19 protein-coding genes and 2 pseudogenes are annotated in these 26834 nt (G+C 68.6%); 12 read left to right on the top strand and 9 right to left on the bottom strand.

What is annotated here, in order from left to right; translation table 11 throughout:
* Positions 1-556: 556 nt before the first annotated feature.
* The 4 genes from OH735_RS15655 to OH735_RS15640 all read left to right on the top strand — a co-directional run bounded on the left by OH735_RS15655 (position 557) and on the right by OH735_RS15640 (position 5683).
* Positions 557-1309, top strand: coding sequence for a hypothetical protein (locus OH735_RS15655; protein ID WP_406382148.1), 753 nt, complete (start codon positions 557-559; stop codon positions 1307-1309).
* Positions 1306-3888, top strand: coding sequence for a bifunctional FO biosynthesis protein CofGH (locus OH735_RS15650; RefSeq protein ID WP_406382147.1), 2583 nt, complete (start codon positions 1306-1308; stop codon positions 3886-3888). The genes OH735_RS15655 and OH735_RS15650 overlap by 4 nt, the downstream gene beginning before the upstream one ends.
* 274 nt (positions 3889-4162) lie before the next feature.
* Complete coding sequence (locus tag OH735_RS15645) at positions 4163-4441, top strand: hypothetical protein (RefSeq protein WP_406382146.1); 279 nt, start codon at positions 4163-4165, stop codon at positions 4439-4441.
* 126 nt (positions 4442-4567) lie between these two features.
* Positions 4568-5683: an ADP-ribosylglycohydrolase family protein gene (locus tag OH735_RS15640; RefSeq protein WP_406382145.1), complete on the top strand. Its 1116-nt coding sequence runs from the start codon at positions 4568-4570 to the stop codon at positions 5681-5683.
* A 130-nt stretch (positions 5684-5813) separates the two neighbouring features.
* On the opposite strand, the pseudogene OH735_RS15635 reads toward OH735_RS15640, so the two are convergent.
* Positions 5814-6227, bottom strand: a pseudogene (locus tag OH735_RS15635) (Na+:solute symporter); the annotation flags it as partial.
* Positions 6228-6634: 407 nt separating this feature from the next.
* On the opposite strand from OH735_RS15635, the gene OH735_RS15630 reads away from it, so the two are divergent.
* From OH735_RS15630 to OH735_RS15615, 4 genes and pseudogenes are all read left to right on the top strand, one after another.
* Positions 6635-7774, top strand: coding sequence for an RNA-guided endonuclease InsQ/TnpB family protein (locus OH735_RS15630; RefSeq protein WP_406382144.1), 1140 nt, complete (start codon positions 6635-6637; stop codon positions 7772-7774).
* 197 nt (positions 7775-7971) lie between these two features.
* Positions 7972-8226, top strand: a pseudogene (locus OH735_RS15625) (hypothetical protein); the annotation flags it as partial.
* Between the two features lie 132 nt (positions 8227-8358).
* On the top strand, positions 8359-8775 hold the full coding sequence (locus OH735_RS15620) for a hypothetical protein (RefSeq protein ID WP_406382142.1): 417 nt from the start codon (positions 8359-8361) through the stop codon (positions 8773-8775).
* The gene (locus tag OH735_RS15615; RefSeq protein ID WP_406382141.1) at positions 8772-11135 is read left to right on the top strand and encodes a tetratricopeptide repeat protein; all 2364 of its coding nucleotides are present in this window, start codon (positions 8772-8774) and stop codon (positions 11133-11135) included. Before OH735_RS15620 ends, OH735_RS15615 begins: the two co-directional genes overlap by 4 nt.
* 91 nt (positions 11136-11226) lie before the next feature.
* Here the strand turns inward: OH735_RS15615 and OH735_RS15610 are convergent, their stop codons facing one another.
* The 3 genes from OH735_RS15610 to OH735_RS15600 form a co-directional block, all read right to left on the bottom strand.
* Complete coding sequence (locus OH735_RS15610; RefSeq protein WP_406382140.1) at positions 11227-11436, bottom strand: DUF397 domain-containing protein; 210 nt, start codon at positions 11434-11436, stop codon at positions 11227-11229.
* 197 nt (positions 11437-11633) lie between these two features.
* Positions 11634-12491, bottom strand: coding sequence for a helix-turn-helix domain-containing protein (locus OH735_RS15605; protein WP_406382139.1), 858 nt, complete (start codon positions 12489-12491; stop codon positions 11634-11636).
* A 213-nt stretch (positions 12492-12704) separates the two neighbouring features.
* On the bottom strand, positions 12705-13427 hold the full coding sequence (locus OH735_RS15600) for a GPP34 family phosphoprotein (protein ID WP_406382138.1): 723 nt from the start codon (positions 13425-13427) through the stop codon (positions 12705-12707).
* Between the two features lie 164 nt (positions 13428-13591).
* Between OH735_RS15600 and OH735_RS15595 the strand changes: the two genes are divergently transcribed.
* Together OH735_RS15595 and OH735_RS15590 are read left to right on the top strand one after the other, a co-directional pair.
* A complete protein-coding gene (locus OH735_RS15595) occupies positions 13592-16177 on the top strand; it encodes a D-alanyl-D-alanine carboxypeptidase (protein ID WP_406382137.1) in 2586 nt (861 codons plus the stop codon).
* A 180-nt stretch (positions 16178-16357) separates the two neighbouring features.
* Entirely contained in the window at positions 16358-18253 is a 1896-nt protein-coding gene (locus OH735_RS15590; protein ID WP_406382136.1) for an MFS transporter, read from the top strand.
* On the opposite strand, the gene OH735_RS15585 is transcribed toward OH735_RS15590, so the two are convergent.
* From OH735_RS15585 to OH735_RS15565, 5 genes are all read right to left on the bottom strand, one after another.
* Positions 18208-18723, bottom strand: a complete 516-nt coding sequence (locus OH735_RS15585) for a LysR family transcriptional regulator substrate-binding protein (RefSeq protein ID WP_406382135.1) — start codon at positions 18721-18723, stop codon at positions 18208-18210. The two genes, OH735_RS15590 and OH735_RS15585, sit on opposite strands and share 46 nt — an antisense overlap.
* 72 nt (positions 18724-18795) lie before the next feature.
* A complete protein-coding gene (locus tag OH735_RS15580; protein WP_406382134.1) occupies positions 18796-19341 on the bottom strand; it encodes a hypothetical protein in 546 nt (181 codons plus the stop codon).
* 82 nt (positions 19342-19423) lie between these two features.
* A complete protein-coding gene (locus OH735_RS15575) occupies positions 19424-20950 on the bottom strand; it encodes an alkaline phosphatase (protein WP_406382133.1) in 1527 nt (508 codons plus the stop codon).
* A gap of 130 nt (positions 20951-21080) precedes the next feature.
* Positions 21081-21269, bottom strand: coding sequence for a hypothetical protein (locus OH735_RS15570; protein ID WP_406382132.1), 189 nt, complete (start codon positions 21267-21269; stop codon positions 21081-21083).
* A gap of 41 nt (positions 21270-21310) precedes the next feature.
* Positions 21311-22033 carry a PLP-dependent transferase gene (locus OH735_RS15565; RefSeq protein WP_406382130.1) on the bottom strand — a complete coding sequence of 241 codons (723 nt, stop codon included), beginning with the start codon at positions 22031-22033 and terminating at the stop codon, positions 21311-21313.
* 385 nt (positions 22034-22418) lie between these two features.
* Between OH735_RS15565 and OH735_RS15560 the strand changes: the two genes are divergently transcribed.
* Positions 22419-26087 (top strand): S8 family peptidase, encoded by a 3669-nt coding sequence (locus OH735_RS15560; protein WP_406382129.1) that lies wholly within the window; start codon positions 22419-22421, stop codon positions 26085-26087.
* The gene (locus OH735_RS15555; protein ID WP_406382128.1) at positions 26087-26725 is read left to right on the top strand and encodes a hypothetical protein; all 639 of its coding nucleotides are present in this window, start codon (positions 26087-26089) and stop codon (positions 26723-26725) included. Before OH735_RS15560 ends, OH735_RS15555 begins: the two co-directional genes overlap by 1 nt.
* Positions 26726-26834 lie beyond the last annotated feature (109 nt).

The raw sequence follows: 26834 nt of genomic DNA, 5'->3' as shown, positions 1-26834 counted from the left end.
CATCCGAACAACGTGACACCACACCCCCTACATGTCACGTTTTTTCTCGACCGTGCCCGAGCCGCGCGGCTCCGCGAGCGGCCGGCCCGAACCGGATACGGGCGGGCCGCGCGGCTCCGCGAGCGGCCGGCCCGACCCGGATACGGGCGGCCTGCCACACGGCGGGACCGGCCGGGCGGGTGGGCGGCTATGCGGCGCAGCGCAGCGGTGATCACCATCAGGTGGAGATCCCACTCGTTCAGCCCGCCGACCCTCCTCCGGGCCCGCCGACCTGCCTCGACGGGACACCGAATCCCGTAAGACGCACGTCAGTGAGACGCAAGCGATGCATCAGCGCTGAGCAGGAGAGTGGGTGATGTCAGCGGGGCAAGGGGCGGTTCAGCCGTCGGGCCCGATCCTCTTCGGTCGTTCCGTATGGAACTTCATGCCCGCGTTCCGTCGGTGGCCCTCTGCTCTCCGAGCTGACCGTGCGCCTGGGAAGGCTCCGTAGCAAGCCGGGCCTTCTCCGGCTCTCGGCGTACCCAGCCCTCCGTCCACCACCATCGAAGGAAGATCCGTGCGTTCGAGAAACAAGCTGTCGGTCCTGGCCACCCTGTGCGTGAGCGCCCTGGCGGTCGGGGCCCTGGCCCAACCCGCTGCGGCGGACGGCTCGTACGACCCGGCCACGGATAACTGCAACGCCGCGACCGCCGTGACTCCGGGCTCCTACGGCACCGGCAGCCTGACCTGGTGCATCATCGCGGCCAAGCAGTCCGGCGAAACCAAGAAGCTGGCGCGCGAAGGCTTCGTCAAGGGCCTGCTCGACATGCTGATCAATCACACCGGCGGCTACTACAACATCATGATCTTCGACGTCGCGGGCAAGAACGCCTTCGGAGATCCGTGGTTCGTCCACGACTACCGGGAGAACTTGCAGGAAGTGGCGTTCCAGACGGACGTCACCTACAACGACCAGACCTCGCGCGAGGACCAGACCTACCGGGTCTGGATCTTCTCGGGTGGCGGCACCTTCGCCAACATGGGCGACGGCGGCTGGGGCAACTGGGCCTTCTACGGTCTGTGGGACCGCAGCACCTCCGTCGTGAACCTCCGCCCCACGTCGATCCCCGCGCTGCCCAACCCCGGAGAGCCGGCCCCGGGCGACACCCCCATGACACCGGCCGTACCCGCGCGGCCCGGCCCCGACTACCGTTCCGGCACCACGACGGCGCTCCTCGAACGCCGGACGGGCTGCCGGAGGCGCGGACAGTCCCGCCCACCGGAGGCCCCGGTCCGGGCCGTGCGCCTCGCTCGTATGCTCGGTCCATGACCGATCCTCAGCGCGGACGCCCGACCACCAACTCCATGCGGCGGGCCCTCAAGCGGGCCCGCGACGGTGTTGCCCTCGATGTGGCCGAGGCCGCCGTTCTGCTCCAGGCGCGCGGCGACGAGTTGACGGATCTCGCCGCCTCGGCCGCCCGGGTGCGCGACGCCGGGCTCGAAGCCGCGGGCCGGCCGGGTGTCATCACGTACTCCCGCAAGGTCTTCATCCCGCTGACCCGGCTCTGCCGCGACAAGTGCCACTACTGCACCTTCGTCACCGTCCCCGGCAAGCTCCGGCGCGCCGGGCACGGAATGTTCCTGTCGCCCGACGAGGTGCTGGCAATCGCCCGCGAAGGCGCCGGCATGGGCTGCAAGGAAGCGCTGTTCACGCTCGGCGACCGGCCCGAGGACCGCTGGCCCGAGGCACGGGAGTGGCTGGAGGCCGAGGGGTACGACGACACTCTCGCGTACGTACGCGCCATGGCGATCCGGGTCCTGGAGGAGACCGGCCTCCTCCCGCACCTCAACCCGGGCGTGCTGACCTGGACCGACCTCCAGCGGCTCAAGCCCGTCGCCCCGTCCATGGGCATGATGCTGGAGACGACCGCCACCCGTCTGTGGTCCGAACCGGGCGGCCCGCACCACGGCTCCCCGGACAAGGAACCGGCCGTACGCCTGCGCGTCCTCGAAGACGCGGGCCGCTCCAACGTCCCGTTCACCACCGGCATCCTGGTCGGGATCGGCGAATCGTACGAGGAGCGCGCCGACTCCCTCTTCGCGCTGCGCAAGACGGCCCGCGCCTACCACGGCATCCAGGAAGTCATCGTCCAGAACTTCCGCGCCAAGCCGGACACGGCGATGCGCGGCATGCCGGACGCCGAGCTGGAGGAACTGGCCGCGACCATCGCCGTCGCCCGGCACATCCTCGGCCCGTCCGCGCGCATCCAGGCCCCGCCGAACCTCGTCGACTCCGAGTACGCGCTGCTCATCGGCGCGGGCATTGACGACTGGGGCGGCGTCTCCCCGCTCACCCCCGACCACGTGAACCCCGAACGCCCCTGGCCCCACATCGACGAACTGGCCGCGAAGACCGCCGAATCGGGCTTCACGCTCCGCGAACGCCTCACCATCTACCCGGAGTTCATCCAGCGCGGCGAGCCCTGGCTCGACCCCCGCGTCCTCCCGCACCTCCGCGCCCTCGCCGACCCGGAGACGGGGCTGGCCCGTGAAGGAGCGATCCCCGCCGGCCTGCCCTGGCAGGAACCCGACGAGGAGTTCGGCGCCACCGGCCGCACCGACCTGCACCGCACCATCGACACCGAGGGCCGCACCGGCGACCGCCGGGAGGACTTCGACGAGGTGTACGGGGACTGGGAGGCGCTGCGCGAGGCCGCCGCCCCCGGCATGGTCCCGTCCCGCATCGACGCCGACGTGCGCCAGGCACTCGGCCAGGCCGCCGACGACCCGACGAAGCTCACCGACGAGCAGGCCCTCGCCCTGCTCCACGCGGACGGCCCGGCGCTCGACGAACTCTGCCGGATCGCGGACGCCCTGCGCCGTGACGTGGTCGGCGACGACGTCACGTACATCGTCACCAGGAACATCAACTTCACCAACGTCTGCTACACCGGCTGCCGTTTCTGCGCCTTCGCCCAGCGGCGCACCGACGCCGACGCGTACACCCTCTCCCTGGACCAGGTCGCGGACCGGGCCGCGCAGGCGTGGGACGTCGGCGCGGTCGAGGTCTGCATGCAGGGCGGCATCCACCCGGACCTGCCCGGCACCGCGTACTTCGACATCGCGCGGGCGGTGAAGGAACGCGTCCCCGGCATGCACGTGCACGCCTTCTCGCCGATGGAGGTCGTCAACGGGGCGACCCGCACCGGCATGTCGATCCGCGACTGGCTGATCGCGGCGAAGGAGGCCGGGCTCGGGTCGATCCCCGGCACGGCGGCCGAGATCCTGGACGACGAGGTCCGCTGGGTCCTCACCAAGGGCAAGCTGCCGACGGCGACCTGGCTGGAGGTCATCAGGACCGCCCACGAGGTGGGCCTGCGCTCCTCCTCCACGATGATGTACGGCCATGTCGACCAGCCCCGCCACTGGCTCGGCCACCTGCGGACCCTGGCCCGGCTCCAGCAGGAGACCGGCGGGTTCACGGAGTTCGTCACCCTCCCGTTCATCCACACCAACGCCCCGGTCTACCTGGCCGGCATTGCCCGCCCCGGCCCGACCGACCGCGACAACCGGGCCGTCACCGCCATGGCCCGGCTGCTGCTCCACCCGCACATCACCAACATCCAGACCAGCTGGGTGAAGCTCGGCACGGAGGGTGCGGCCGAGATGCTTCGCTCGGGCGCCAACGACCTGGGCGGCACGCTGATGGAGGAGACCATCTCCCGTATGGCTGGCTCCAGTTACGGCTCGTACCGCTCCATCCAGGACCTGATCGCGATCGCGGAACTCGCGGGCCGCCCGGCGAAGCCGCGTACGACGCTGTACGGCGAAGTGCCGCAGGAGCGCGTCACGGCCGCGGCGGCGTCGGACGGCCACCTGCCGGAGCTGCTGCCGGTGCTGCCGAGCTGAGGCTCTCGCGGCAGGCGCTCAGGACGGGGCCGTACCCCAGCGAGACCTCTCGGGGGGTACGGTTCCGGCCGAAGCGCATGCGGGACGGACGGAAGTCCGACTGGGGGCGGCGCCAACCGGGAACGTTGGAAAGGTAGTTGGGGCGACAAAAAAACCGGTCCGATTCGTCAAGTCCGGGATGCCTCGTGATCAACCTCCGGTTGTTCAACGTCCATGTTTCACGTCGATCCTCCTCACGCGGTCGCAGTGGCGACGCGGGACCGAGGAGACCGGCATGGGACACGGACACGGGCATCACCACCATCACGACCACAGTCACGAGGGCGGTCCGGAGCTGCCCGCCGCGTTCGACACCTCCGTGCCCGACGAGGCCCTGACCCCCGAGCAGCAGTCCCGCCGCACCCTGCTGCGGCGATCACTGACCGCGCAATCCGTCCCGGAATCACCTTCGGGAATCCCGTCCGCGGAAACGTCTCCCCGAATCCTTCCCGAAACCTCCTCCGGAATCCCGCACCGGAAATCCGCCCAGGAAACTCATCCAGGAAAACCGTGAGGAATGCCGTTCAAAAGTGCTCCGAAGTGCGACTCCGTACATAACGTTCCACCCCTGAATCGGCACTTCCCGTTCGATTACAGTGCTTGCGCAGTCGCAAGCCGGTGAACGAACGGAAGGGGCACGGTGAGCACAGGGACCACAGCTGTCTGGGGCCGTGCCGAGCAGCAGGACTTCCGTAGCCGGGTACGGGGCGCTCTGCTGGGCGGGGCCATCGGCGACGCGCTCGGGGCGGGGGTCGACGGGCTCACGCTCGAAGAGATCCGGGCGGCCCACGGCGCCGACGCCGTCACCGACTTCGTGCCCGCGCACGGCGGGCGCGGCACCGTCACCGCCATCACCCAGCTCAGCCTGTTCACCGTCGACGGGCTGATCCGCGCCCAAGTCCGGCGCGACACCGGCGCCTGGCACCCGCCCACCGATGTGCACCGGGCGCACCTGCGCTGGGCTGCGACCCAGTACGACTGGGGGCCCGACGAGCGCCGCAAGGACAACGGCTGGCTCGCCCAGCAGGAGTGGCTCTACGCCCGCCGCGCCCCCACCCGGGAATGCCTCACCGGGCTGGGGGACGCCACCATGGGCACCCTCGAGCAGCCGAAGAACCCCACCGCACGGAACTCGGCGGCCCTCACCCGGTCCGCGCCGTTCGGGCTGCTCGTCGGCTGGGAGCCGCACCTCGTCCTCCAACTGGCCGTCGAATGCGCCGCGCAGACCCACGGCCATCCCACCGCCCTGCTCTCCGCGGGCGCCCTCGCCGTCGTCGTGCACGGGCTGGCCCGCGCCGAGACCCTGGACGGTTCCGTACAGCACGCCCTGGCGCTGCTCGCCGAGCGGCCCGGGCACGAACCGGTCTCCGAAGCGCTGAAGCGGGCCCTCGGGACGGTGCGCCAGGGCATCCCGGGACCGGCCCTGATCGAGTCGCTCGGCGCGACGGAATCGGCCGAGGACGTCCTCGCCGTCGCCGTGTACTGCGCACTGGTCGGCGAGGACATACGGCACGGTCTGCGGCTGGCCGTCAACCACGGCGGCCCGTCCGCGGCCACCGGGGCCCTGTGCGGGGCGCTGCTCGGTGCGCTGCATGGCGAGACCGCGCTGCCGCCCGCCTGGCTCGCGGAGCTGGAGGGGCGCGCAACCCTCCTCGAACTCGCGGACGACTTCGCTATGGAGATGACCCAGGGCCCGGCCCTGCACAGCCCGTCGGCCGCCGCGCCGGGCTGGCTGACCCGCTACCCGCGCGGCTGACACGCGCTGCCCGTGCGGTCGGCGCCTGGAGCACGGTCGAGGGCAGGGGTGCGGAAAAGAACGTGACAGTGAAACGGTTCCCTGTCACGTTCTTCTCCGACCCCACCCCAACCCCGTGCAGCGGCGAGCGTCAGTCCTTCACGCCCTCCGTGACCGCCGCGTCCCCCGGACCGGCCTGCGCCGCCACCGTCGCCCCGGCCGCCGCGCCGTTACCGTCCGAGTTGATCTTCTCGGTGATCGCGTCGCGCTCCGGGGTGTCCTCCGGCTTGACGAAGCCGATCACGATGTAGAGGACCAGCGAGATCGCCGGCGGCAGCGCCACCTGGTACTGCCGCGCGACATCCTTCTTTACCGAACCGTCGAAGTTGTAGTTGGTGAAGTAGAACGCCAGCAGCCCCGCCGCCCAGCTGGTGAGCGCCGCCGTCGGTCCCTACCTGTGGAACCTGCGCAGCAGACCCAGCACGAACGGAACCGCGATCGGGCCCATCAGACCGGCGACCCACAAGATGACGACGGAGATGATGTCCCTGAACGTCGGCGAGTTGTGTCAAGGTTTTTCGCGATCAGAAATGTGAACACCGATCAGCAAGGCGAACGAATTTGCTTGTTCTTGACTCACGTGGGCGTTGTCGCGAACGTGACGGCGGCCACACGATGAGCGGGCACTTCGTCAGGCTGTACAGACGAGTCGGAAGCATCGAGAAGCGCAGAAAGACCGCACGGGATGCGGGTCCCGCGCGGCCGGGAAGGAGGAGGGCTGCTCGTGCCGACAGCGTGCTGGCGCATCAGCTCATGCATGCCCTCCTTGGGGGCCCGCCTGAAGCGCACGGGTGAGCAGGTTGTGACGTTTTATGGTCACGGTGAAGCGCGGCTCGATTCATGAGGCGGCGATGTCTACCAGTTCCGATCTTTTCGCACGGGTCGTCGAGTCCCAGTCGTACGGTCGTGCATGTGCAGCTTCGCTATTCGTTTCGAATCGAGCCGAGCCCTGGTCAACGCAAGGCGTTGGGCAAGGCGTTCGGCTGTGCGCGTGTGGTGTTCAACGACTGTCTGCGGGCCCGGAGGCAGGCCCATGAGCACGGCGCACCGTTTCCGACGTCGTCGGAGCTGTCGAAGCGGTACATCACGGAGGCGAAGAAGACCCCGGAGCGGTCCTGGCTCAAGCAAGTGTCGTCGGTGGTGCTTCAGCAGTCGTTGCGGGACCTGGATACGGCGTATCGGAGCTTTTTCGCGAGCATCAAGGGCGCCCGGAGGGGGCCGAGGACCGGCGAGCCGCGGTTCAAGTCGAAACGTGACAGCCGTCAGTCCGTGCGGTTCACTGCGAATGCGCGGTGGTCGATCACGGCGGACGGGAAGCTGAACCTGCCGAAGATCGGCCCGGTACGGGTCCGCTGGTCCCGCACCCTGCCGTCGGTTCCGTCGACGGTGACGGTAGTCAAGGACGCGGCCGGCCGGTACTGGGCCAGCTTCGTCGTGGAGACCAACCCGGCGGACGAGGTCCTGCCCCCGCTCGACTGTGACCAGGGCATTGACCTGGGGCTAACGCACTTTGCCGTCATGGCGGACGGCTCCCGGGTGCGGTCACCCCGGTTCCTGCGCCGGGCGGAGAAGAAGCTCAAACGCGAGCAGCGGAGCCTGTCGCGGAAGGAGAAGGGGTCGAAGAACCGGAACAAGCAGCGGGTCAAGGTTGCGCGGGCTCACGCCAAGGTGGTCGACGCGCGCCGGGACTTTCACCACAAGCTGTCCACGAAGCTGATCCGTGAGAACCAAGCGGTCAGTGTGGAGAGCCTGAGTGTGAAGGCCCTGGCCCGCACGCAGCTGGCGAAGTCCGTGCAGGACGCGGGCTGGTCGGCGTTTGTGACCATGCTGGAGTACAAGGCGTCCCGGTACGGGCGCACCCTGACCAAGGTCGACCGATCGTTCCCGTCCTCGCAGATCTGCTCGGCCTGCGGACACCGCGACGGCCCAAAGGCGTTGCACGTCCGTGCCTGGACGTGTTCCGCATGTGGTGCCCGGCATGACCGGGACCACAACGCGGGCCAGAACATCAGGGACGAAGGGCGGCGCATCCGCGCCGCAACAACAAGCTGAACCATCTACCCCCGGGCCGGGGGCCTCACACCGGTAACGACGTGAGTACACGCCTGTGGAGCACAGGTAAGACCAGGACTTGTCCCGGCACAGTGCACAGTCCCCACCCCACGGGTGGGAAAGAACCAGGAACCCACCTCAAGGCGATCCGTTCGCACGGACACCAGAGAGAGAATCCCCCAGACTCGTGCGGGGGAGGAGGCCAAGACGATCACATGAAGTGGACCGTCGGGATCAACGACCGGATGACAAGGACGGCTGGGCCTACCCAGGGCCGCACCCATGTCTTCACAGCCTTCCAGGGGCAGGAGGCCCCGCGGGACTGCTGGGCCGAGCGCTGCACCGGGCTCGAAGCGGTGGTCGCGGAATTCGGCCTGGGGCGTGTGGAGCTGGTGACGCCGTTCATCCCGACCGTGCCCGGCACCGATCTCCACGCCGATCAGCTGCGCTGACTTCGAGAATGCGTTTGGCTCTGTCATGCCGGACCATGCTTGTCGGTACTTCCACCTGACACCGCAAACCACCACACATATTGTGGACGTTCGATCCAGGTGCTGAAGGGTGCCGGCGGAGTGGGGGCGTAGATGGAAGCGCAGTTGATCGAGCTGGCACGGGCTGCAGGGACTGCTGTGGTCACGCTCATGGCCACCGATGCGTGGGAGAGGACGCGGGAGGGGGTCGTTGCTCTGTGGCGACGGGCCAGCCCGGCGCGTGCCGAGGGAGTCCTGAACGAACTGGATGCAGCTCGGAATGATCTGCTCACGGCCAGGGAATCCGGCGACGAACTGACGGAGCAGGAGCTTCGCGAGGCATGGACGGGCCGTGTCCGACGCCTTCTCAGCGAAAGGCCCGAGGTGGCCTCGGACTTGCGCCAGATTCTGTCGGAACTTGATCCCGAACTGCGGGACGGTGCGCCGCGCACCGTGCAGATGCGCGCCGCAGCGTTTGGTAGTGGCCGCGTCTACCAGGCAGGGCGCGACCAGAACATCACCGAACGGTGAGCGGGTACGAACAGGGCGCAGAGCACCTGGTGCAGGGGCGAGCATCGGGTCAGGGCCGTGTGTTCCAGACGACCGGCGACCAGTACGTAACTGAACACCACTACCATCACCCTCCGGACCAGGGCGCGTCCCTCTTCGGCCCGTCCATGCAGCGAACTGTGGTGCGGGCACAGACCAGTCATCGGTTCGACTGGCCTGCCCCGGATTCCGTGCGCACTCCGCTCGTCGGTCGGACTCCTCTGGTTCTTCGGGACCGAACGGACCTCGTGAGCAGACTGATGGACGCCGTTCAGAATGAGAGTGGAGGAATTCACGTCCTTCACGGGCTGGGCGGCTGCGGCAAGACGGCTGTGGCCCAGGGGGTCTTCAACGCAGTCACGCGCCAGGGCGGCCGGGTAGGCTTGTGGGTCAACGCCTCCGAGCGAGCCACGCTCCGAGCGGGAATGCTTGCAGTGGCCGCCGATCGTGGCGCCGAGTCATTCGAGCTTGCTGCTGCCTACGACGGACAGCGCGCGTCGGCCGACCTTGTCTGGCACTACCTGCACTACTCGTCGCAGCCGTGGGTTCTGGTTTTGGACAATGCGGATGACCCTGCGGCCCTTGAGGAAGGCACGTGGCTGAGGTCGAGTTCGCAGGGCACCGTCATCGTGACCACCCGGCAGGCCGGCTCGCACGTATGGAATGGAGCGGAGCTGCACCGTGTGGGCGTACTGCCTGTGGAAGATGCTGCGCTGGTGCTGTGTGACCTGGCTCCTGGGGCCGGCACTCCGGAAGAGGCCGAAACCGTTGCTCGAAGACTTGACTGCCTCCCTCTTGCGCTGACCTTGGCCGGATCCTTCCTGTCTCGTCAACTTCTGGAGAGTTGGTCCATGAGCGACTACCGACGGCACTTGGATGCCAAGCCAACCGAGCTGATCGACCGAGGAGTAGCCCCAGGGAGTTCGGAGAAGAATGCGCGGCAACTCGTTGGCCGGACATGGGAGATCTCGCTGAGGGCCCTCGCTGAAGAAGGAATCCCCGAGTGCGTTTCGTTGCTGCGGCTGCTGTCCTGTTGGAACTCCGACCCGGTTCCGCTTTCGCTGCTTCTTCCATCGTCTATTGATGCCGCAGGTCTGAGTAGCTTCGATCCGCCACTGCCTGGGCACCGGGTCGAGATCGCGCTCCGCGGTCTACTGGATCACTCGATGGTTTCGCTCGTCGACTCGGAGGAGAGCGGTGAGGTGGTGCGGTGTATCAAGGTGCATGGCGTTGTTCTCGACAGCGTTGCGGCTGCGGTGCCGAACGACCAGAGGCCGCTCCTGGTTGAAGCGGCAGCGCGTCTGCTCGGTGGCGAGATCCCTTCCGAGGTGTGCGGAGCACAGGCGGTAGGTCGTGTTCGCCGACTCGTCCCGCATGCGGCGAACCTGCTTCGGCGCTTGGAGGATGCTGCCACCGGGGGAAACGTGGTCGGGGTCGCAACTCTGGTGGCTAAGCACGTTTTTGAGAGCGGAGACTACCAAGCTGCCCTCTTTTTGGCTCAGGCTGCCGCAGAGGCGGCGCAGGTGCATCTGGGGTCGGATCATCCACTGACATTCCGTGCGGAGCATCGAGCGGCCTTGGCCCTGTTCAGGCTCGGCCGCTTCGAGGAGTCCGAGATCTTGCACCGAAGAGTTCTTGACGGGCGGAAAGGGGTGCTCGGGGAGGAGCACGCAGAAACCATGGAGAGCCGCCAAGACATCCATGAGCCGCTCGGCCAGATGGGAAGAGTGGAAAAATGTATTGCGGTTCTGCGAGAGACGGAGGGAATTCGAAGTCGAGTTCTTGGTGACACTCATCCGGAGACGCTCTATGTTCGAGCGCTTCTCATCGAATACTTGGCTGTTGTCGATAACGTCGAAGAATTCGACAGAGTCGGCCCGGCAACTGTGGCCGTCTGTGAGGAGGTTCTCGGATATGACTCCCTGGCCACCGTGACCGGCCGCCACAATCTCGCCTACGGCCTCTACCATTTCGGTAGGCATGAGCAGGCTGAGCCGATTGCCCGAAGGGCTTTGTCGGATCGTGAACGTGTACAGGGCGCCGGTCACCCACTGACTCTCTCAGCCACGGTCCTCCTGAGCTGGATCCTTGCTGAGCGGGGATCGCTGGCGGAGTCCATCTCATTCGGGCGTCTTGCAGTGGCCGGACAGGAGCGGGCTCTCGGGCCCGAGCACCCTTATCTGCTCTCGAATCGAGCGGGACTGGCTGTTTCTCTCGCAGCCTTCGGTCAGCTGGCCGAGGCGCAGGAGCTTGCGCGGCTCAATCTGCCGCTGTGCGAGCGTGTGCTGGGGACGGAGAGTCCTGTCACGGTGAAGACCCGCAGCCTGTTGGTTGACCAGTAGGCGGGCAAGCAAGCCCTCTCGGCCAGGACGGTGGGCCAGTCGAGAGGGCTTGACTCAGGCTGCGGCTCACGTGATCGGTCGGTTGTTCCGTTCAGCTTCCGTGCTGAGTGGTCCGGCTGACGCCCAAGACGAACATCGACCACGTCTGCGCGGTGAAGTCGAGGATTCCGCTGCGCGGATCCTTCGAATCGCGAACTGCCACGGCGTGGTGCCCCGTTGCCTTAACTTCTACGCAGTCCCCGTTTACGGCGGAGTATGAGGACTTGGTCCATTCCGTCAGTGCGTCATGCCGAATCAGCATATTGACTCCGATGGTTGTGCCAGTTGTTGGGCCTGGTATGCCCAGTCGCTGCGCTCAGCAACTCTACGACCGACGCTACGCCGCAGCATCGCCGGAAGTGAGTAGCGTTCACCCATACGGATGGCGCATCTCCTTAAAGTCTTCCCGGCTTGGGTCACTTAGGTGTATTATCCGCCCTCCGCGCCGAGGTGGATCGCTCATGTGTCGCAACTTTCCGCTGCTCTGAGGATGAACTCGCGAGATTGCTCGGCGCTCAGTGCCTTGGCCCGCAAGTGCTCGTACATCACGGTGTAGCTCTGAACGTCGTTCGCCTTCTCCAAGTACAGGTCGCTCGTGACGCCCTCAAGGTAAACGACACTTGCGTCCATGGCTTCCTGAAACTCAAGGATGGCGAACTTCCCATACATGCCTGGATGTGCTCCGACGGCATACGGCAAAACCTGCAGTGTCACGTGCGGAAGTTCACTCAACTCTGCTAGGTGTGACAGCTGGTCGGTCATGATCTGCGGATTTCCGACGACGCGACGCAGCAGCGCCTCATCGATCACAGCCCAGAAGCGGAGTGGGTTGACCGGATCGGTAAGGCGATCCTGGCGCTTGAGCCGGATCTGGATGCGCTTGTTGATCTCGCTGGGTGTGGCCTCGGGCCACATCCCCTCGATGACTGCTTGTGCGTACTCCTGTGTCTGCAGCAGGCCGGGAACGATCAGCGACTCGTACACGCGGAGCGAAGCGGCGTCGGTCTCCAGGCCGATGTAGACGCTGTACGGGATGTCGCCGAAGGCGTGCCACCAGCCCTGCTGGCGCGAATCCTTGGCCATCTGCATGAGGGAGTCGACGATCCGGTGATCCTCGACCTCGTACACCCCGCAGAGGTCGCGTACATCGCGCTGGCTGATGGAGCGGCGGCCGTTTTCGAGACGGCTGATCTTCGACTGCGAGACCAGCAGTCGCTCCGCGACCTCCTCGGCCGTCATGCCCTTGAGTTCGCGCAGTCGGCGCAATTCCTGGCCCAACCGGCGTCGCCTGACGGTGGGATTGACGTTGGACGGCACGGAAACGGCACCTCCGGCTATGTAGCTGTGCGTATCTACTGCTGAGCAGATTGCCACCTGCGACCCCGGCCGCGCTGGGAAATGGTCACACGCAAGCGCGCGGGGCAGCCGTGATTCCGGCTGCCCCGCGCTTGGTGCGGCTCCCGAACCGGGTCTCGGGGACGACGGTGCGGCGGTATTCGGTTGGTGCAGCGGTGCGTGCGGCGCCAGGCCCTAGCGGGCCGCGGTGTGCGCCATGCTGCCGCGGCGTGACTGCGACTGGACTTGCGGTTGCAACGGCATTCCGGCCGCCTGGTTACGGCGCGGCTGTGCGACCGCCCCGTTCTGGACGTCCATCACGGCATGCGCCACGAGTCCGCCCATCGGGTCGTGCCTGATCAGGTCCCGGAGCCTGGAGCGTGATGAACGCCCCTCGTTCCCGGGATACAGGTGCTTGCCGAGTCCGACCGCGTGGGCCAGCGCGGCGAGCGCCGCGGTCCGCGGGTCCGGCGGTACGCCGGTGCGGATCGCACTGTCCAGCCTGGCTTTGATGTCCCGGCTGATGGCCGTCTCCGTCGCCTGGTAGCGAGTCGTCGGCAGCACTCCGCACATCTGGCCCGCCACGGCATGCACCATGCCGCACCGCTCCAGATGAGCGAGATAGATCTGGCGCAGCCCCAGCCGGGGTCCGCCGATCCAGTGGACCGCCCGAACCGGGCTGCCGCGTCGGCGCAGCAGTTCCAGTGCGGAGTCCAGAGTCGGATCTCCTGTCGGCCGTGGCATCACCACGGCGATACGATCCCCGTCAGGGGCTATCCGTCCTGCCAGAGCCAGCTCCACTAGCTGAGCTCCGGCGAGGCCGAGGTCGAGCGACTGCGGCTGCGCTGTGGTACCCGTGGCCGGGTCCAGAGCGAGCAGCAGAAGCTCCTCCGGAATTGTTCTGCGGCTCCTGCCCATCCATGCCTCCCCGCGTGGATGAATGACAGGGTGACCCCTCTCACATTGGTCTGTCGAGGGTGCCTGGGCGCTATGTGCGGGAACCAGTAGGTATGTCGTTCTCGTCTAGCAGCCGGGTCGGTGGTTCACACGGGACACTGGTAGATGGTTCGGACAGCGCGGGGATGTCCCCGCGCCGCATGGAGGAGGCATCGGTGGCGGGCGAGTCCCCCGACAAGTCGAAGCAGCAGAAGTCGTCGGGGACGGCTCGGAGCGAGAGTGATCCGCGGCTTGCCGTCCTCCTCGAACCGTCCGCCGGGGCCGGCGGGGGCACGGACACGGCGACGGCCGTTCTCCGCACGGGGCCGGAGGCGGGGACGGGTTCGAGGTCGGGGTCGGGCGCGGAAGCGTCCGGCGACGACGGCGGGCGGGGCGACGACTCCTCGCACGTCGGCGACTCCGGGGCCCGGGAGGGCTCCTCGGCGGTCGAGAGCTCCGAGGACTCCGAGGGGGCCGAGAAGGCTGCCGAGGGCCTGGAGGAGGCGCCTGAGGCCTCTGGGGCCGGCGAGGAGCCGGTCGAGGAGCCGGTCGAAGAGTCCACTGAGGAGTTGTCCGAAGAGCCGGTCGAGTCCGCCGGGAAGTCCGAGGGCTCCGAGAGCTCCGAGGACGCGGATGGCGCCGGGCACGCCGATGCCGACGCGCCCGAGACGCCCGAAGCGCCGGAGGAGGGCGACGCGCGGCTGCGTGCGGCGGTCGCGGCATGGGTGTCGAAGGGCGACGCCGAGAGCGACGAGCCCGCCGAGCCCGCCGAGAGCGACGAGAGCGACGAGAGCGACGAGAGCGGCGAGAGCGGCGAGAGCGGCGAGAGCGGCGAGAGCGGCGAGAGCCCGAAGGTCGACGTGTCCGACGTGTCCGACGCGTCCGGCACGGGCAGCGCGGATGGTGCGGACGGCACGGACACCGACGCCGCGGCGGAGCGTGACGATGCGGATGAGCCGTCCGACGCCGCCGACGACGATGCCTCCGGCGAGGCCGCCGAGGACGCGAAAACCGCCGAACCCGACGCCAAGGACCGCGCAGACGCGGACGGCGCAGGCAAGGCCGACGACTCGGACAAGGCTGACGGCGCAGGCAAGGCCGATGACTCGGACAAGGCTGACGGCGCAGGCAAGGCCGATGACGCAGACAAGCGCGACACCGCCGAGGGCAAGCGCGGAGTCGATCAGCCGACCGCCGTCTTCAGGGCGCCCGCGGCGGCCAAGGTCGACCAGCCGACGACCACGCTGAAGATCACGCCGCCCGCGTCGAAGACCCCGCCGAAGCCGGACTCGAAGCCCGAGTCCGCCAACGAGCGGACCAGCACGTTCGTGCCCCTGCGCCGGGACGACGTACGACCGGCCCCGGCCGCCGCCCCCGCGGCGGCGGCCGCTACGCGGCCCCCCGCGCCCTCGCTCTTCGGCGCCGAGCGGACCACGCAGCAGCCGATGCCGCCGAAGCCGCCGCTCGACCTGCTGGCCGAGCTGACGAACACGCCCCCGCCGCCCGAGACGCCGGTCCGCACCGCCGTCCGCCGGGTCAAGATCTGGACCCCGCTGGTCCTGCTCCTGCTGATCATCTTTGCGATCGTGCAGATGGTGCGGCCGCTCCCGGACCCCGAACTCCAGATGTCGGCGAAGCCGACGTACACCTTCAAGGGGAGCAAGCCGTCGCTGCCGTGGCCGAGCGAGGGCCAGGGCTACATGGCGGCCACCGGCCTCGGCACAGTGGACTCGTTCGGCGAGCAGAAGGCCGTGCCGATCGGCAGCGTGGCCAAGGCGATGACCGCGTACATCGTGCTCAAGGACCACCCGTTGAAGAGGGGCGAGAAGGGCCCTTCCATCAAGATCGACGCCAAGGCGGAGTCGGACGGTCAGCTGGACTCGGAGGGTGAGTCGACGCTCAACACCGTCAAGGCCGGTGACAAGCTCACGGAGCAGGAGGCACTCTCCGCGATCATGATCCCCTCCGCGAACAACATCGCGAGGCTGCTGGCGCGCTGGGACGCGGGTTCCGAAGAGGCGTTCGTCAAGAAGATGAACGACACCGCCAAGTCGCTCGGCATGACGAACACCACCTACACCGATCCGTCCGGCCTCGACGCGACCACGGTGAGCTCTGCCGAGGACCAGGTGAAGCTCGGCCAGAAGCTGGTGGAGATCCCGGCGCTGATGGACATCACCAAGCTGCCGTCGTGGACCGACCCGTCGGGCAAGTTCCATCGGAACTACAACACTCTCGTTCCGTACAACGACGCGCTCGGCATCAAGACCGGCTCCACCACCAAGGCCGGCGGCAACCTGCTCTTCGCCGCCCACAAGATGGTCGGCGACACCGACCAACTGATCGTCGGCGCCGTGCTGGGCCAGCACAAGCCCTCCATCATCGACACCGTCAACGCGGTGAGCAAGGAAGCCATGGTCGCCACCCAGGATCTGCTGACGAGCGCCAAGGTGGTGAAGAAGGGCGATGTCGTCGGCGCCGTCTTTGACGGGCTGGGCGGCAGCACCCCGGTGGTCGCGGCCAAGGACGTGACGGCGGTCGGCTGGCCCGGTCTCACGGTCAGGATCGAACTGACCGACGACGGAAGGACGATCCCGCACTCGGCGGCGGCCGGCACCCACGTCGGCACGCTCACCGTGGGCGAGGGCACCAGCCAGGTGAAGGTGCCCGTCGCGCTGCAGAGCGATCTGGCGGAGCCGACGGCCGGGGACAAGCTGACCCGGCTCGGCTGACCGGCCGATTGCCGGAACGGTGCGGCAGTCGGGAAGAGGGTGCCGGTCCCGGCCCCCTCTTCCCGACTGCGTACGTGTTAGCGTCCCGGAGCAACTCAAGGATGCCGCGGAGGCGTCCTCATAGGCGTACGGGGTACGGGGCACGGGGCCGGCGGATACGGGGAGACGGGGAGAGCCGTAGTGACCACCGCGGAGCCGAAGCCCGGCCGTGAGGCGGCCGACAGCGGCGGCATGAGGGGCAGCAGCGGCAGCAGCGGCGTCAGCACGCGGACGGCCGCGCCCGCCCCGGACAGCCTTGGGCCGTGCACCACCCCGTCGCGGCGGACCCGCGCCGAGCGGCTGCTGCGGCACCCGGTGACGATCGCGACGGCGGCCGCCGCCGTCACCCACGTGCTCTGGTTCTTCTTCTTCGCGAACAGCGGCGGCGACCTCGCGGCCCAGGACGCCTGGGCGGAGTTCGTCGGCCGGCATCCGGGCACCGCGTACAACCTCGCCTGGTACGGGGGCATGCACCCCGTCTCGTACAGCGTCGTGTCGCCGTATGTGATGTCGGTGCTCGGCGTGCGGACGACGATGATGGTCGCCGGGACCGTGTCGGCGGCGCTGACCGCGTTGATCCTGGTCCGGGTGCGGGCCGTCCGCAATCCGCTCGCCTGCTCGCTCGCCGGGGCCTTCGCGTACCTGTGCAACGCGCTGTCCGGGCGGGTGACATTCGGGCTCGGCATGATGTTCGCGGTGGGGGCGGTGGCCGCGGTGTTCTGCTGGCCGCACCTCCGGTGCGAGCACCGGCTCCACCGGAGCAGCTGTCGCTGCGCCCCCCGTAGACGGTGGGCGAAGGCGGCAGTCGCCGCGCCGCTCGCCGGACTCGCGACGGCGAGCAGCCCCGTCGCCGGGCTGTTCCTGGGTGTGGTCGCCGCCGCGCTCTTCCTGAACAAGCGGCGCCCCGGCGCGTACGCGCTGGGCCTGGCCCCGGTGGCGGTCGTGGCGCTGTCCGCGTGGCTGTTCCCGTTCTCCGGTACGCAGCCGATGTCGATCGCGACCCTGTCGCTGCCGTTCCTCTTCGCGGTCCTCGTCTTCGTCCTCGTACCGCGCGACTGGAAGACGGTCCGTACCGCGGCCGCCGTGTACGGCGTCGGGACGCTGCTGACCTATGTGATCGACTCGCAGATCGGCTCGAACGTCACGCGGATGGCGATGCTGTTCGCCGGGGTGGTGCTGCTCGCCGCGCTGCCGTACGCGCGGCCGCGCTCCCGGCGCTGGTACGCGCTGGTTCTCGCCTTCGCCGGGCTGAACTTCTGGATCGGCTTCAAGGGCGTCGACGACATCGTCCGTACCGCCCCCGCCGCGTCCTGGACGCGTGAACTGGCCCCGCTGGTCAACCAACTCCAGGAGGTCGGGGCCGAGCGCGGACGGGTCGAGGTCGTGCCCGCGAGCAGCCACCGGGAGGCGTCCGCGCTCGCGCCGTACGTCAATCTGGCGCGTGGCTGGAACCGGCAGGCGGACATGGAGCGCAACCCGCTCTTCTACGACGACACCTTGAACAGTGCCAGTTACCGCGAGTGGCTCGACCGCTGGGCGGTGCACTACGTGGTGCTGCCCCGGGGGACACCGGACTCCACCGGCGCGGTGCAGGAGGCGGAGCTCGTCGACGGCGGGCTGCCGTATCTGAAGCTGGTCTGGTCCGACGCCAACTGGCGGCTCTTCGAGGTCGACAGCCCCGTACCGCTGGCCGATCCGCCCGCCACGGTGGACCGGGCCGGTGCGGGCGAGCTGACCATCCATGTGAAGCGGGCCGGCCGGATCCTGATCCGCATCCCGTACTCGCGCTGGCTCGCCGTGGTCGACGACCAGGGCAAGAGCGTCGAACGGCCGCAGGAGACCGAGGAGTCCACGCGGCGCGAGGATCAGAGCAGCCCGCGGACGTATCTCAACACCAACGGCTGCCTGATCAAGGTCGACGAGGACGAGGACGGCGACGAGTGGACGGAACTGCTCGCGCCGCGGCCGGGCGTGTACCGGCTCGCCGCCCCTTACCAACTGCCTCCCGGCACGCCGTGCCCGGAGGAACTGCGCTGAGCGCGGACGGGTCGTCCTGAGCCCCCGGCAGCGGGTGCCGCACGCCCGAGGGTCTGTCGGGCTGATGAACGATCGCGGCTGATCTGCCTGCTTGTCGGCATTTCCCGGGGGCATGACAGGCAGGGAGCAAGCTCGCTCGCCGATGAGTCCCGCCCGTCAGGCACGGTGAGGCTTGCACGCAGCAGGTCCCCGAAGGCCGCGGTGGCGGGGCCGGAGGGGCCATCTGTCCGCCAGGCCAGAGCGATGCGGGCGCGTAGCCGTGGCCCGGTGATCTCCAGCGTCCGCAGTCCGAAGCCCGTCGCCGCGTCGGTCCGAAGGGCCGGAATCACCGCCACGCCGAGACCGCGGACGGCGAGCCGGGCAAGGAACAGCGGGGCGGCCGCCTCGAAGGCGATGTCGAGTTTCCCGCGGTGCCCGAGACGAGGCCGACGTCGACATGGCCTTCGGAGCAGTCCGGTGAACTCGTCCACGGTCTGCCGTACCGCTTCGACTGCGGCAAGCGCGGCCCGCGCGTACGGCAGGACGGCGTACCGGACGCCCGGCTACTCGTTGACCAGGACGGGGATGGAGACGACGGCGGCCGCCGCGGTGCCGGTGAGCTTGGTGGCGGGCACCTTGAAGTCGATGCCCTCGCCCGCCGCGCGCGGCCCGTCGTGGTGATGGCCGCCTTCTGCGTCCTGCCCCTCTTCCTGGTACTGGAAGCTGCCGGTGCCGATGAAACGACCCTTGGAATCGTAATAGGCGGCGCTCAGCTCAAGCGCGAGCACATCGCTGACGTCGGAGGTAATTGCCAGATGCCCGCTGACGGCGGGCCCGCCGGTGAGCGTGAGCCGCGTGAGGCGGACGCGGTCGGTGAACGGCCCTTCCTCGACACGTACCTCGCCCCGCTCGGGCGGCGCCGGGAGCGTCGCGGCCGGGGACGGCGCGGAACGGGGAGGGGGCAGGGGCAGGGCGGTGGCCGGGGTGGTGGCCGCGAGCGGCTCGCCCTTGCCCGGGTCGGTCCCCGCGGAGGTGCCGCAGCCAGTGAGAGCGGTCAGCGCGATAGCGCCCAGCGCGGCGGCTGTCGTGATGCGGATCGGGTGTCTCATCGGACATGCTCCTGGGATACGAACGACCCGGGGCCGGGAGGGGCGCCCCCTCCCGGCCCCGGGTCGCGTGGCTGAGTGAGGGTCAGTGGCCCTGCGGTGCGGTGCCGAACAGCGAGCGGTACATCTTGCCGTAGAGCTCGGTGTTGTCCTGGCTGGCGGCGAAGGAGCTGTTACCCGGTCCGTACGCGTAGATCGGCACATCGGCGCCGGTGTGGTTACCGGACAGGTAGGTCAGCCAGAGGCTGGCGTCCTCGCTGCCGTCCTTCACACCCGCCGGGTCGTCGGGGGTACGGAAGGTGGCCGGGCCGAAGTTCTTGGCGTCGCCGGCACCCGAGCCGTTGACGATGCCGGAGGAGCGGGCCGGGTCCTTGACGTTGGCCGAGGACGAGCGCGCGGGCACGGAGTTGTTGGCCGTGTTGCCCGAGTCGTTGTTGGCCGGCGGGGCCGCCGCCTCGGCGTTGGTGAAGCTGCCCTTCTCGATGATGTTGAAGCCGGCGCACTCGTGGTCCGCCGTCACGACGACGAGGGTGTGGCCGTCCTTCTTCGCGAAGTCCGTGGCGGCCTTGACCGCGTCGTCGAACGCCTTGATCTCGCCCAGGGCCTGCGACGCGTCGTTGGCGTGCGAGCGCTTGTCGATCAGCGCGCCTTCGACCTGGAGCAGGAAGCCCTTCTTGGACCGGCCGTCGAGCAGCGAGATCGACTTCTTGGTCAGCTCGGCGAGCGTCGGCTCCTTCTTCTCCGGGGCGCCGGCGGGCAGTGCGGCCTTGGACGTCTCGACCGTCAGGTTCCCGCGGTTGAACAGTCCGACGACCTTGCCGCTCTTGACCTTGTCGAGATCGGCCTTGGTCGCGACCTTCTGGCTCTCGGCGGTCTGGGCGGGCAGCGCCGGGTCGCCGAAGTTGCCGAGCACCTGGTAGCCCTGCGACCCCAGCGCCTTCTGGTCGTCCGGCGCGAAGCGTGCGAGGCCGCCGCCGAAGATCACGTCGGCGGTGCCGTTACGGGCGATCTGCTGGGCGATCGGCGTGATCAGGGTCTTGTCGGCGGGCTTGTCCTCGTACGACCCGTCGTCCTTCTTCGGCAGGCACGCCGCGTCGGAGTACACCGGGCCCTGGCAGCCGCGCAGCAGAGCGTGGCTCATCTGGGCGGCCGGGGTGGCGTCGGTGATCTCGGCAGTGGACACGTTGCCGGTCGCGAAGCCCGACTTCTTGGCCTGCTCCATCAGCGTGGGCAGCTTCTTCTCGTACGAGTCGACGCCGATGGCCGCGTTGTACGTCTTCACACCGGAGGACCACGCGGTGGCCGCGCTGGCGGAGTCGGTGACCAGCGCCGGCTGGTCACTGCCCTTCTCGACGGCGGACGTCGCCACCGCGCCGTAGCTCGGCAGCCGCTCCATGTTCAGCTTGCCCTCGGCGCCGTAGTAGCGCTCGCGCCCGGCGGTGACATGGGTACGGCCCATGCCGTCGCCGAGCAGGTAGATGACGTTACGGATCTCCTGCTTCTTGCCATCGCCGCCCTGCTGGGGCGCGGAGCTGGCGGTCGCCGCGGTACTGGCGGCAAGTGCACCGGTCACGGCGAGAACCGCCAGGATTTTGCTTGATCTGCTGCGCATGCGCGGAGTGCTCTTTTCGGACGTTGGACGAGGCACCGGGGCAGGCCGGGCGAGGCAACGGTAGGAGCGGGACATGAACGCAGCGCCAATACCGGGCGCCATACCGATGTGGAACCCCCAACCCAATACTTCAAAAATTGCGCAACTGGGTAACAGAATTCATCAGGACGAGGTCGCGGGCAGGCTTGCACGCCGCCAGATGGCCCAGGAGCGAGGACAGGTCCTCGTCGCCGAACCGTCCGGCTGCCGCCGCCGGCCCGAGGGCCTGGCCGGCCTTGTCGCTGCCCAGGACGGCGGCGAACTCGACCGCGCGGGCCATCTTGGCGCGGATGCGGGTCGCGCCGGCGGGCCCGGCTTTCTTCAGCCAGTGCCCGGCCCCGGCGCCTGTTGTGCGGACAGCACCCGGAATGCTGCGGCGAGATCGCCCTTCAGATCGTCGAGGTCCTCGAAGCCGACGTGGACCCGCAGCAGTGGGCCCCGGCCCGCCCAGGTCCCCGGCAGCCGGTGGCCGACCGGGTCGGCCGGCACGATCAGACTCTCGTAGCCGCCGTAGCTGTGGCCCAGCCCGAACAACCGCAGCCGTCCCAGCATCGCGTCCACGGCGGGTTTGCCGAATCCAGGCTCAAGCTCCAGACCGAACAGGCCCGCCGCACCCGTGAAGTCCCTGCACCACAGCCCGTGACCCGGGTCGGCGGGCAGTGCCGGGTAGACCACGCCGGCGACCCCGGCCTGCTCCTGCAGCCAGTAGACAAGCTCCAGCGCCTGGCGTTGGTGTTGTCGCAGCCGGATGCCCAGCGTGCGTAGTCCCCGAAGCCCCAGGTAGGTGTCGTCCGCGCTCGCGCACTGCCCGAGTCTGATCGCTGTGCCGCGGACCGGCGCGAAGGTGTCCTCGGTGCACACGATGGCGCCGAGGATGCTGTCGGCGTGCCCGGTCAGATACTTCGTCGCCGAGTGCACCACGACGTCCGCTCCCAGGGAGCCGGACTCCGACACCGGCTTGATCACCACCGGATAGCCGTGCTGCGCGACGAACTCCACAGCGGTGTAGGCCGAGTCGAGGAGCCGGTAGGCGGGGACCTCCACCGGGCCGCCGTTCAGATGGGCGGAACGCGAGCGCGCTCGCAGTCCGCTGCCCGGGCAGATTCAGCAGGTCCCGTAGCTGGGCGGCCCGTACGACGTCCGCCTCGGCCCGGGCGAAGACCGCACCGACGCAGTAGGCGCGGGCCAGTTGCAGTGCCGTCAGCCCGGCCAAGATCGGCTGCACCACTCCGCGGGACGCCATCGTGGCGGGTTTGTGGCATGGACGACATCCGCCACTGTCCATCAGTTGCCCTGGTACCTGGGAGGCCTGAGCATCTGTCTGATGCGGCAAGGAAATTCTTTGTTGCGACGAGTAGGAGGCGCTCGTGCATCCGCCACGCCATGTTCACGGCGAAAGCGAAAGAACGGCAGCTCAGGAGGCCTGGCGATGAGGCGTTTGGGACAGCGGTTGGCCACTGCGGTCACCGGCATCACCATCCTCGGGGTGGTCATGTCGACCACCCCGGCGAGTGCCACCGGCTCGAACCCCGCCCCATCTACCCCTGCAGCCTTCGACCAGACCCAGCCCGATTCGGTCGACGGCAACCTTCTCCGCGCTGCCGCCGGCACTCGGGCAAAGGTGTCACTGACGCTGGTGACCGGCGACAAGGTGCAGATCGGTGTCACCGCGGACGGGAAGCCGGTTGTCCACGAGATCGAGCCGGCAGCGCGGCCCGGGCACGAGTCGGTTCTCTTCCAGACCATCACCAGGAACGGCCAGGCCTACGTCATACCGGACGACGCGTTGCCGCTGCTCCGTGCCGACCTGCTGGACTGGGAGCTCTTCAACCTCGCCAAGCTGGCCGATTGGGCGGCCGAGGGTAGGACCGGTGAGGTCCCGGTGATCGCCGAGTACACCGAGAAGACCAACGCCCGGACGGCGGCGACCGTCGCCGGTATCACAGCCAAAACCGTCCTGCCGAGCATCAACGCCCGCTCGATGACCATCAAGGGCAACGGCCAGTGGTGGCGAGAGGTACGGGAGAAGAGCGCCGGCAAGTCCGCCTCCGCCGCTCGGGCCGCCGGTCCGCTGGCCGGAGTGCAAAAGGTGTGGCTGAACGAGCTGGCGAAGATTCAGCTCGACAAGTCCGTACCGCAGATCGGCGCGCCCGCCGCCTGGAGCCGCGGCTATGACGGTTCGAACGTGAAGGTCGCGGTGCTGGACAGCGGCATCGATGCCACCCACCCCGATCTCGCCGACCGGATCGCCGAGGCGGTTGACTTCACCAACAGCCCGAAGGGTCCGGTGGACGAACACGGACACGGTACCCATGTGGCGTCCACGATCGCCGGCACCGGACAGGCCTCCGACGGGCTGCGTCGAGGTGTGGCGCCTGGTGCGAATCTGCTCATCGGCAGAGTCTGCGGTCCGGACGGCTCGTGCCCTAGCGACGGGATCATCGCCGGCATGGAGTGGGCCGCCAAGTCCGGTGCCGATGTGGTGAACATGAGCCTCGGTGGCCCGCCCTCCGACGGAACGGACGCGCTGAGCCAGTCGGTCAACAAGCTCAGCAAGGACTACGGCACCCTGTTCGTCATCGCCGCGGGCAACAACGGCCCGACCGCCAAGACGGTCGGGTCGCCAGGTTCCGCCGACGAGGCGCTGACGGTCGCGGCCGTGGACAAGAGCGACCAGATGGCCCCCTTCTCCAGCCGCGGACCTCGGATCGGGGACGGCGGGGCCAAGCCGGACATCGCGGCTCCGGGCGTCGCCATCACCGCCGCCCGCGCCAAGGGCACCGCGATGGGTAAGACCGTGGACGACTACTACACGACCGCCAGCGGCACTTCCATGGCCACCCCCCATATGGCCGGCGCCGCGGCGATCATCGCCCAGCAGCACCCGGACTTCACCGGGCGGCAGATCAAGGCGCTGCTGATGGCCACCGCCAAGGACCTCGGGCACGACCTGTACTCGCAGGGCGCCGGCCGGGTGGACGTGGCCCGTGCGATCGATCCGAAGATCATCCCGGACGGGAACCTGAACTTCGGCCGATTCGAATACCCGCACTCGTCGGCGTCCAAGACGGTCACCTACACCAACTGGACCGACGAGCCGATCACGCTCACGCTTTCCGCCTCGGCCTCCTCCTCGGGCAAGCCCGCGCCGACGGGGCTGCTCACGCTCAGCGCCGACCAGGTGACCGTGCCCGCCAAGGGGTCGGCCGACGTGACGGTGACCCTGGACGGCAAGGTGGCGGAAGGTGCCGGGCAGTACGGCGGATACACAGGCGCCCTGACCGCCAAGGACAGCACGGGGACGACGCTGGGAACGTCGCGGCTCTCGGCGTTCTTGGAGCCGATCCGTCACGACCTGACCATCAAGGTCATTCCTCCGGCCGGCGCCACCGACATCCGGTACGGCAACGCGCTGATCGTCCCGATGAACGAGGACAAGCTGGGCCTTTACGAGGACGCGATGGTGGCACCGGGTGGCGAGACGACCAAGGCCAGGGTCTTCGCCGGCACGGTCGCGGCGGGCCTCGCGATGTCGTGGCGGGACGCGGCCGGTGAGCTGCACCGGGCCGCACCGATGGCACCGCAGGTGCAGATCACCGGGGCGACCACGGTGGAGCTGGACTTGCGGAAGGCCAAGCCGGTCAGGGTGAACGCCACGGAGCCGACGGAGACATACCGCGCGGCCTTCAAATACCAGCGGACCTCTGTGGACAGCAATTGGGGGCTTGCCGGAGCGCTGGGCACCGAATACGGTCCCGATGAACCGAACTGGTGGGTACTGCCGACCAGCGAGGTGAGCCTCGGCACGCTCACCTTCAACAGCCGCCATGTCCTGGTACCGCCGTCAGTAACGATGAAGGTCACGGGACACGGTGACTCCTTCGACCTGGACGCCCGCTACGCGACGCCGGACACCTCCATCCACGGCGGGACCCAGGGATGGAAGGAAGACGGGAAGAACCAGGTCCGCTCCGTGCGGTTGACGATCCCCCGACTGCCCACCAACGGGCAGAAGCCCGTGGTCTACGCGGGCACCGGCTCGGCCGAGGAGCTCGCCAAGGTCGACGCGAAGGGTGCGCTGGTGCTGTTGCGGCCGACCGACATCTGCAAGACGACCTGCAACTTCACCGCACTCCGTGAGCGAGTGGCGGCGGCTGCCGCGGCGGGTGCGGTCGGGGTGCTGGTGGCCGGCGGGACCGATCGGGTCACCCTGGAGTCGTACGGGACTCGGAACTACCAGTGCGGGAACGGTCCGGACAGCTGCCCGCCGGTCGAGCCGTACGCAGCGTTGCCGATCGTGACCGTACCCCCGGCCGGGGCCGCCACGCTGATCCAGCGGATCGGGGACGGGGCGAAGCCCGGCGTCCAGGTCGAACTCGGCGGCAACAGCGAGGTGTCGAAGAGCTACGCGCTGGCGTTCAGCACCAGCGGTCGGATCCCCGCCAGCCTGCCGCACCAGGTCCTGCCCGAGGAGCTCGACCGTGTCGACCACCGTATCCACGCTGACCGGCCCGGGGTGACTACCTACTTCGGCTGGAGCCGGACCACCGACGCCGGCCCGGTTGTAGCGGAGATGGACCTGCCCAAGCCGGCCAGCCAACGGCAGCTCACCACGTGGGTCACGCGGGACGACAACGCGGTCGACACATTTGAGCTGGCCACCAGGCATTACATCGCGCCGTCCGTGCTGAGTGGAACGGGCGCAGGCGAAACTCAGGACCTGGCGCTCGACAGGAAGAACACGATCGACTGGAGCACGGGTCCGTCCCTGCCCGGTGCGGTGCCCCAGGTCCGCACCAAGTCGGGCTTCACCAGCAGCGCCGGCCTGCCGTGCGCCGGCTGCCGGGAGGCCGACCGATTCTGGCCGACCATGTACCTGACCGGCAGCGGAGGCGCTCGCCAGGCCGTGATCGGCATGGCCAACGAAACGCCATTGTTCCCGCTCCTCTATGGGATGCAAACCTGTACCACCTGCGACGTCAGCCTCTCCAACCAGGCCGGCGACGAACTCGAGCAACGGCTCGTCCCGCTCGAGTTCGCCTTCCAGCTCGGCGAGCCCGGCAACGCGCCGGACCTGGTGTCGGGGAGCAAGCGGTGATGACCGAAGTGAGGAAGGAGACCGGTCCGATGAACGCGACCGCGCCATCGAGGTGGCGCCGGACAGTGAATCTGGCGGCGCTGACAGCCGTAGCGGTGCTTGCGGTGGCGGGTTGCGGTAGTGCTGACGTCATCGTGTATGACCTGCCTGCGCAATCAGCCCGCTACTCGTACGAGGCGGAAACCAACGGGGTCAAGACCGTGTGGGAGTACACGTCCGACCGGCCGACCAAGCCTGACGCGCCGACGTCGCAGCCGTGCATCGCGGACGCCATCGTCAAGGATCCAGGTGCGTGCCGTCCGGAGCCGTTGATCTTCCTGCGGTACGACCTGGGCCTGGAACTGGACAACACCGCCAAGGCCGGCGGCATGCACCCCATCACCGTCACCGGCTACTACCAGGATCGGCTCAGCAAGCCACCGACCGTGACCAAGCTGCGGGTCGAGGCCAGCGTCGACGGCGGCAAGACCTGGCAGCCGGCAATGACCAAGGCCGACGGGCAGAACACGTTCACCGCGCAAATCAAGCACCCGAAGCGTGACGAGGCTCCCGGAGGAGTCGGACTGCGGATCACCGCGACCGACAGTGCGGGGGACACCGTCAAGCAGACGATTCCCAAGGCGTACCAACTGCGCTGAGGTGAACCGCTGAAGCGGTGAACCAACCCGGAGGGGGTCACGGCCGGGGCGAGACGTGAGTTTCGCCCCGGCCGTTTCTCGTGTACTCGGCGAAGCCCTCGCCGCATGC

Origin of the sequence: Streptomyces sp. NBC_01618, from assembly GCF_045209435.1 — a bacterium.
GTDB lineage: Bacteria > Actinomycetota > Actinomycetes > Streptomycetales > Streptomycetaceae > Streptomyces.
The sequence above is the reverse complement of the archived record's forward strand: the minus strand, read 5'-3'. Positions and strand labels throughout refer to the sequence as shown.

Excerpts from the sequence above, each read along its gene's own strand:
- OH735_RS15650 (WP_406382147.1), top strand. The coding sequence starts at position 1,306 with ATGACCGATCCTCAGCGCGGACGCCCGACCACCAACTCCATGCGGCGG.
- OH735_RS15595 (WP_406382137.1), top strand. The coding sequence starts at position 13,592 with ATGTCCCCGCGCCGCATGGAGGAGGCATCGGTGGCGGGCGAGTCCCCC.
- OH735_RS15575 (WP_406382133.1), bottom strand. The coding sequence starts at position 20,950 with ATGCGCAGCAGATCAAGCAAAATCCTGGCGGTTCTCGCCGTGACCGGT.
- OH735_RS15645 (WP_406382146.1), top strand. The coding sequence starts at position 4,163 with ATGGGACACGGACACGGGCATCACCACCATCACGACCACAGTCACGAG.
- OH735_RS15555 (WP_406382128.1), top strand. The coding sequence starts at position 26,087 with ATGACCGAAGTGAGGAAGGAGACCGGTCCGATGAACGCGACCGCGCCA.
- OH735_RS15580 (WP_406382134.1), bottom strand. The coding sequence starts at position 19,341 with ATGAGACACCCGATCCGCATCACGACAGCCGCCGCGCTGGGCGCTATC.
- OH735_RS15600 (WP_406382138.1), bottom strand. The coding sequence starts at position 13,427 with ATGGGCAGGAGCCGCAGAACAATTCCGGAGGAGCTTCTGCTGCTCGCT.
- OH735_RS15620 (WP_406382142.1), top strand. The coding sequence starts at position 8,359 with ATGGAAGCGCAGTTGATCGAGCTGGCACGGGCTGCAGGGACTGCTGTG.
- OH735_RS15610 (WP_406382140.1), bottom strand. The coding sequence starts at position 11,436 with ATGCTGATTCGGCATGACGCACTGACGGAATGGACCAAGTCCTCATAC.
- OH735_RS15560 (WP_406382129.1), top strand. The coding sequence starts at position 22,419 with ATGAGGCGTTTGGGACAGCGGTTGGCCACTGCGGTCACCGGCATCACC.
- OH735_RS15570 (WP_406382132.1), bottom strand. The coding sequence starts at position 21,269 with ATGGCCCGCGCGGTCGAGTTCGCCGCCGTCCTGGGCAGCGACAAGGCC.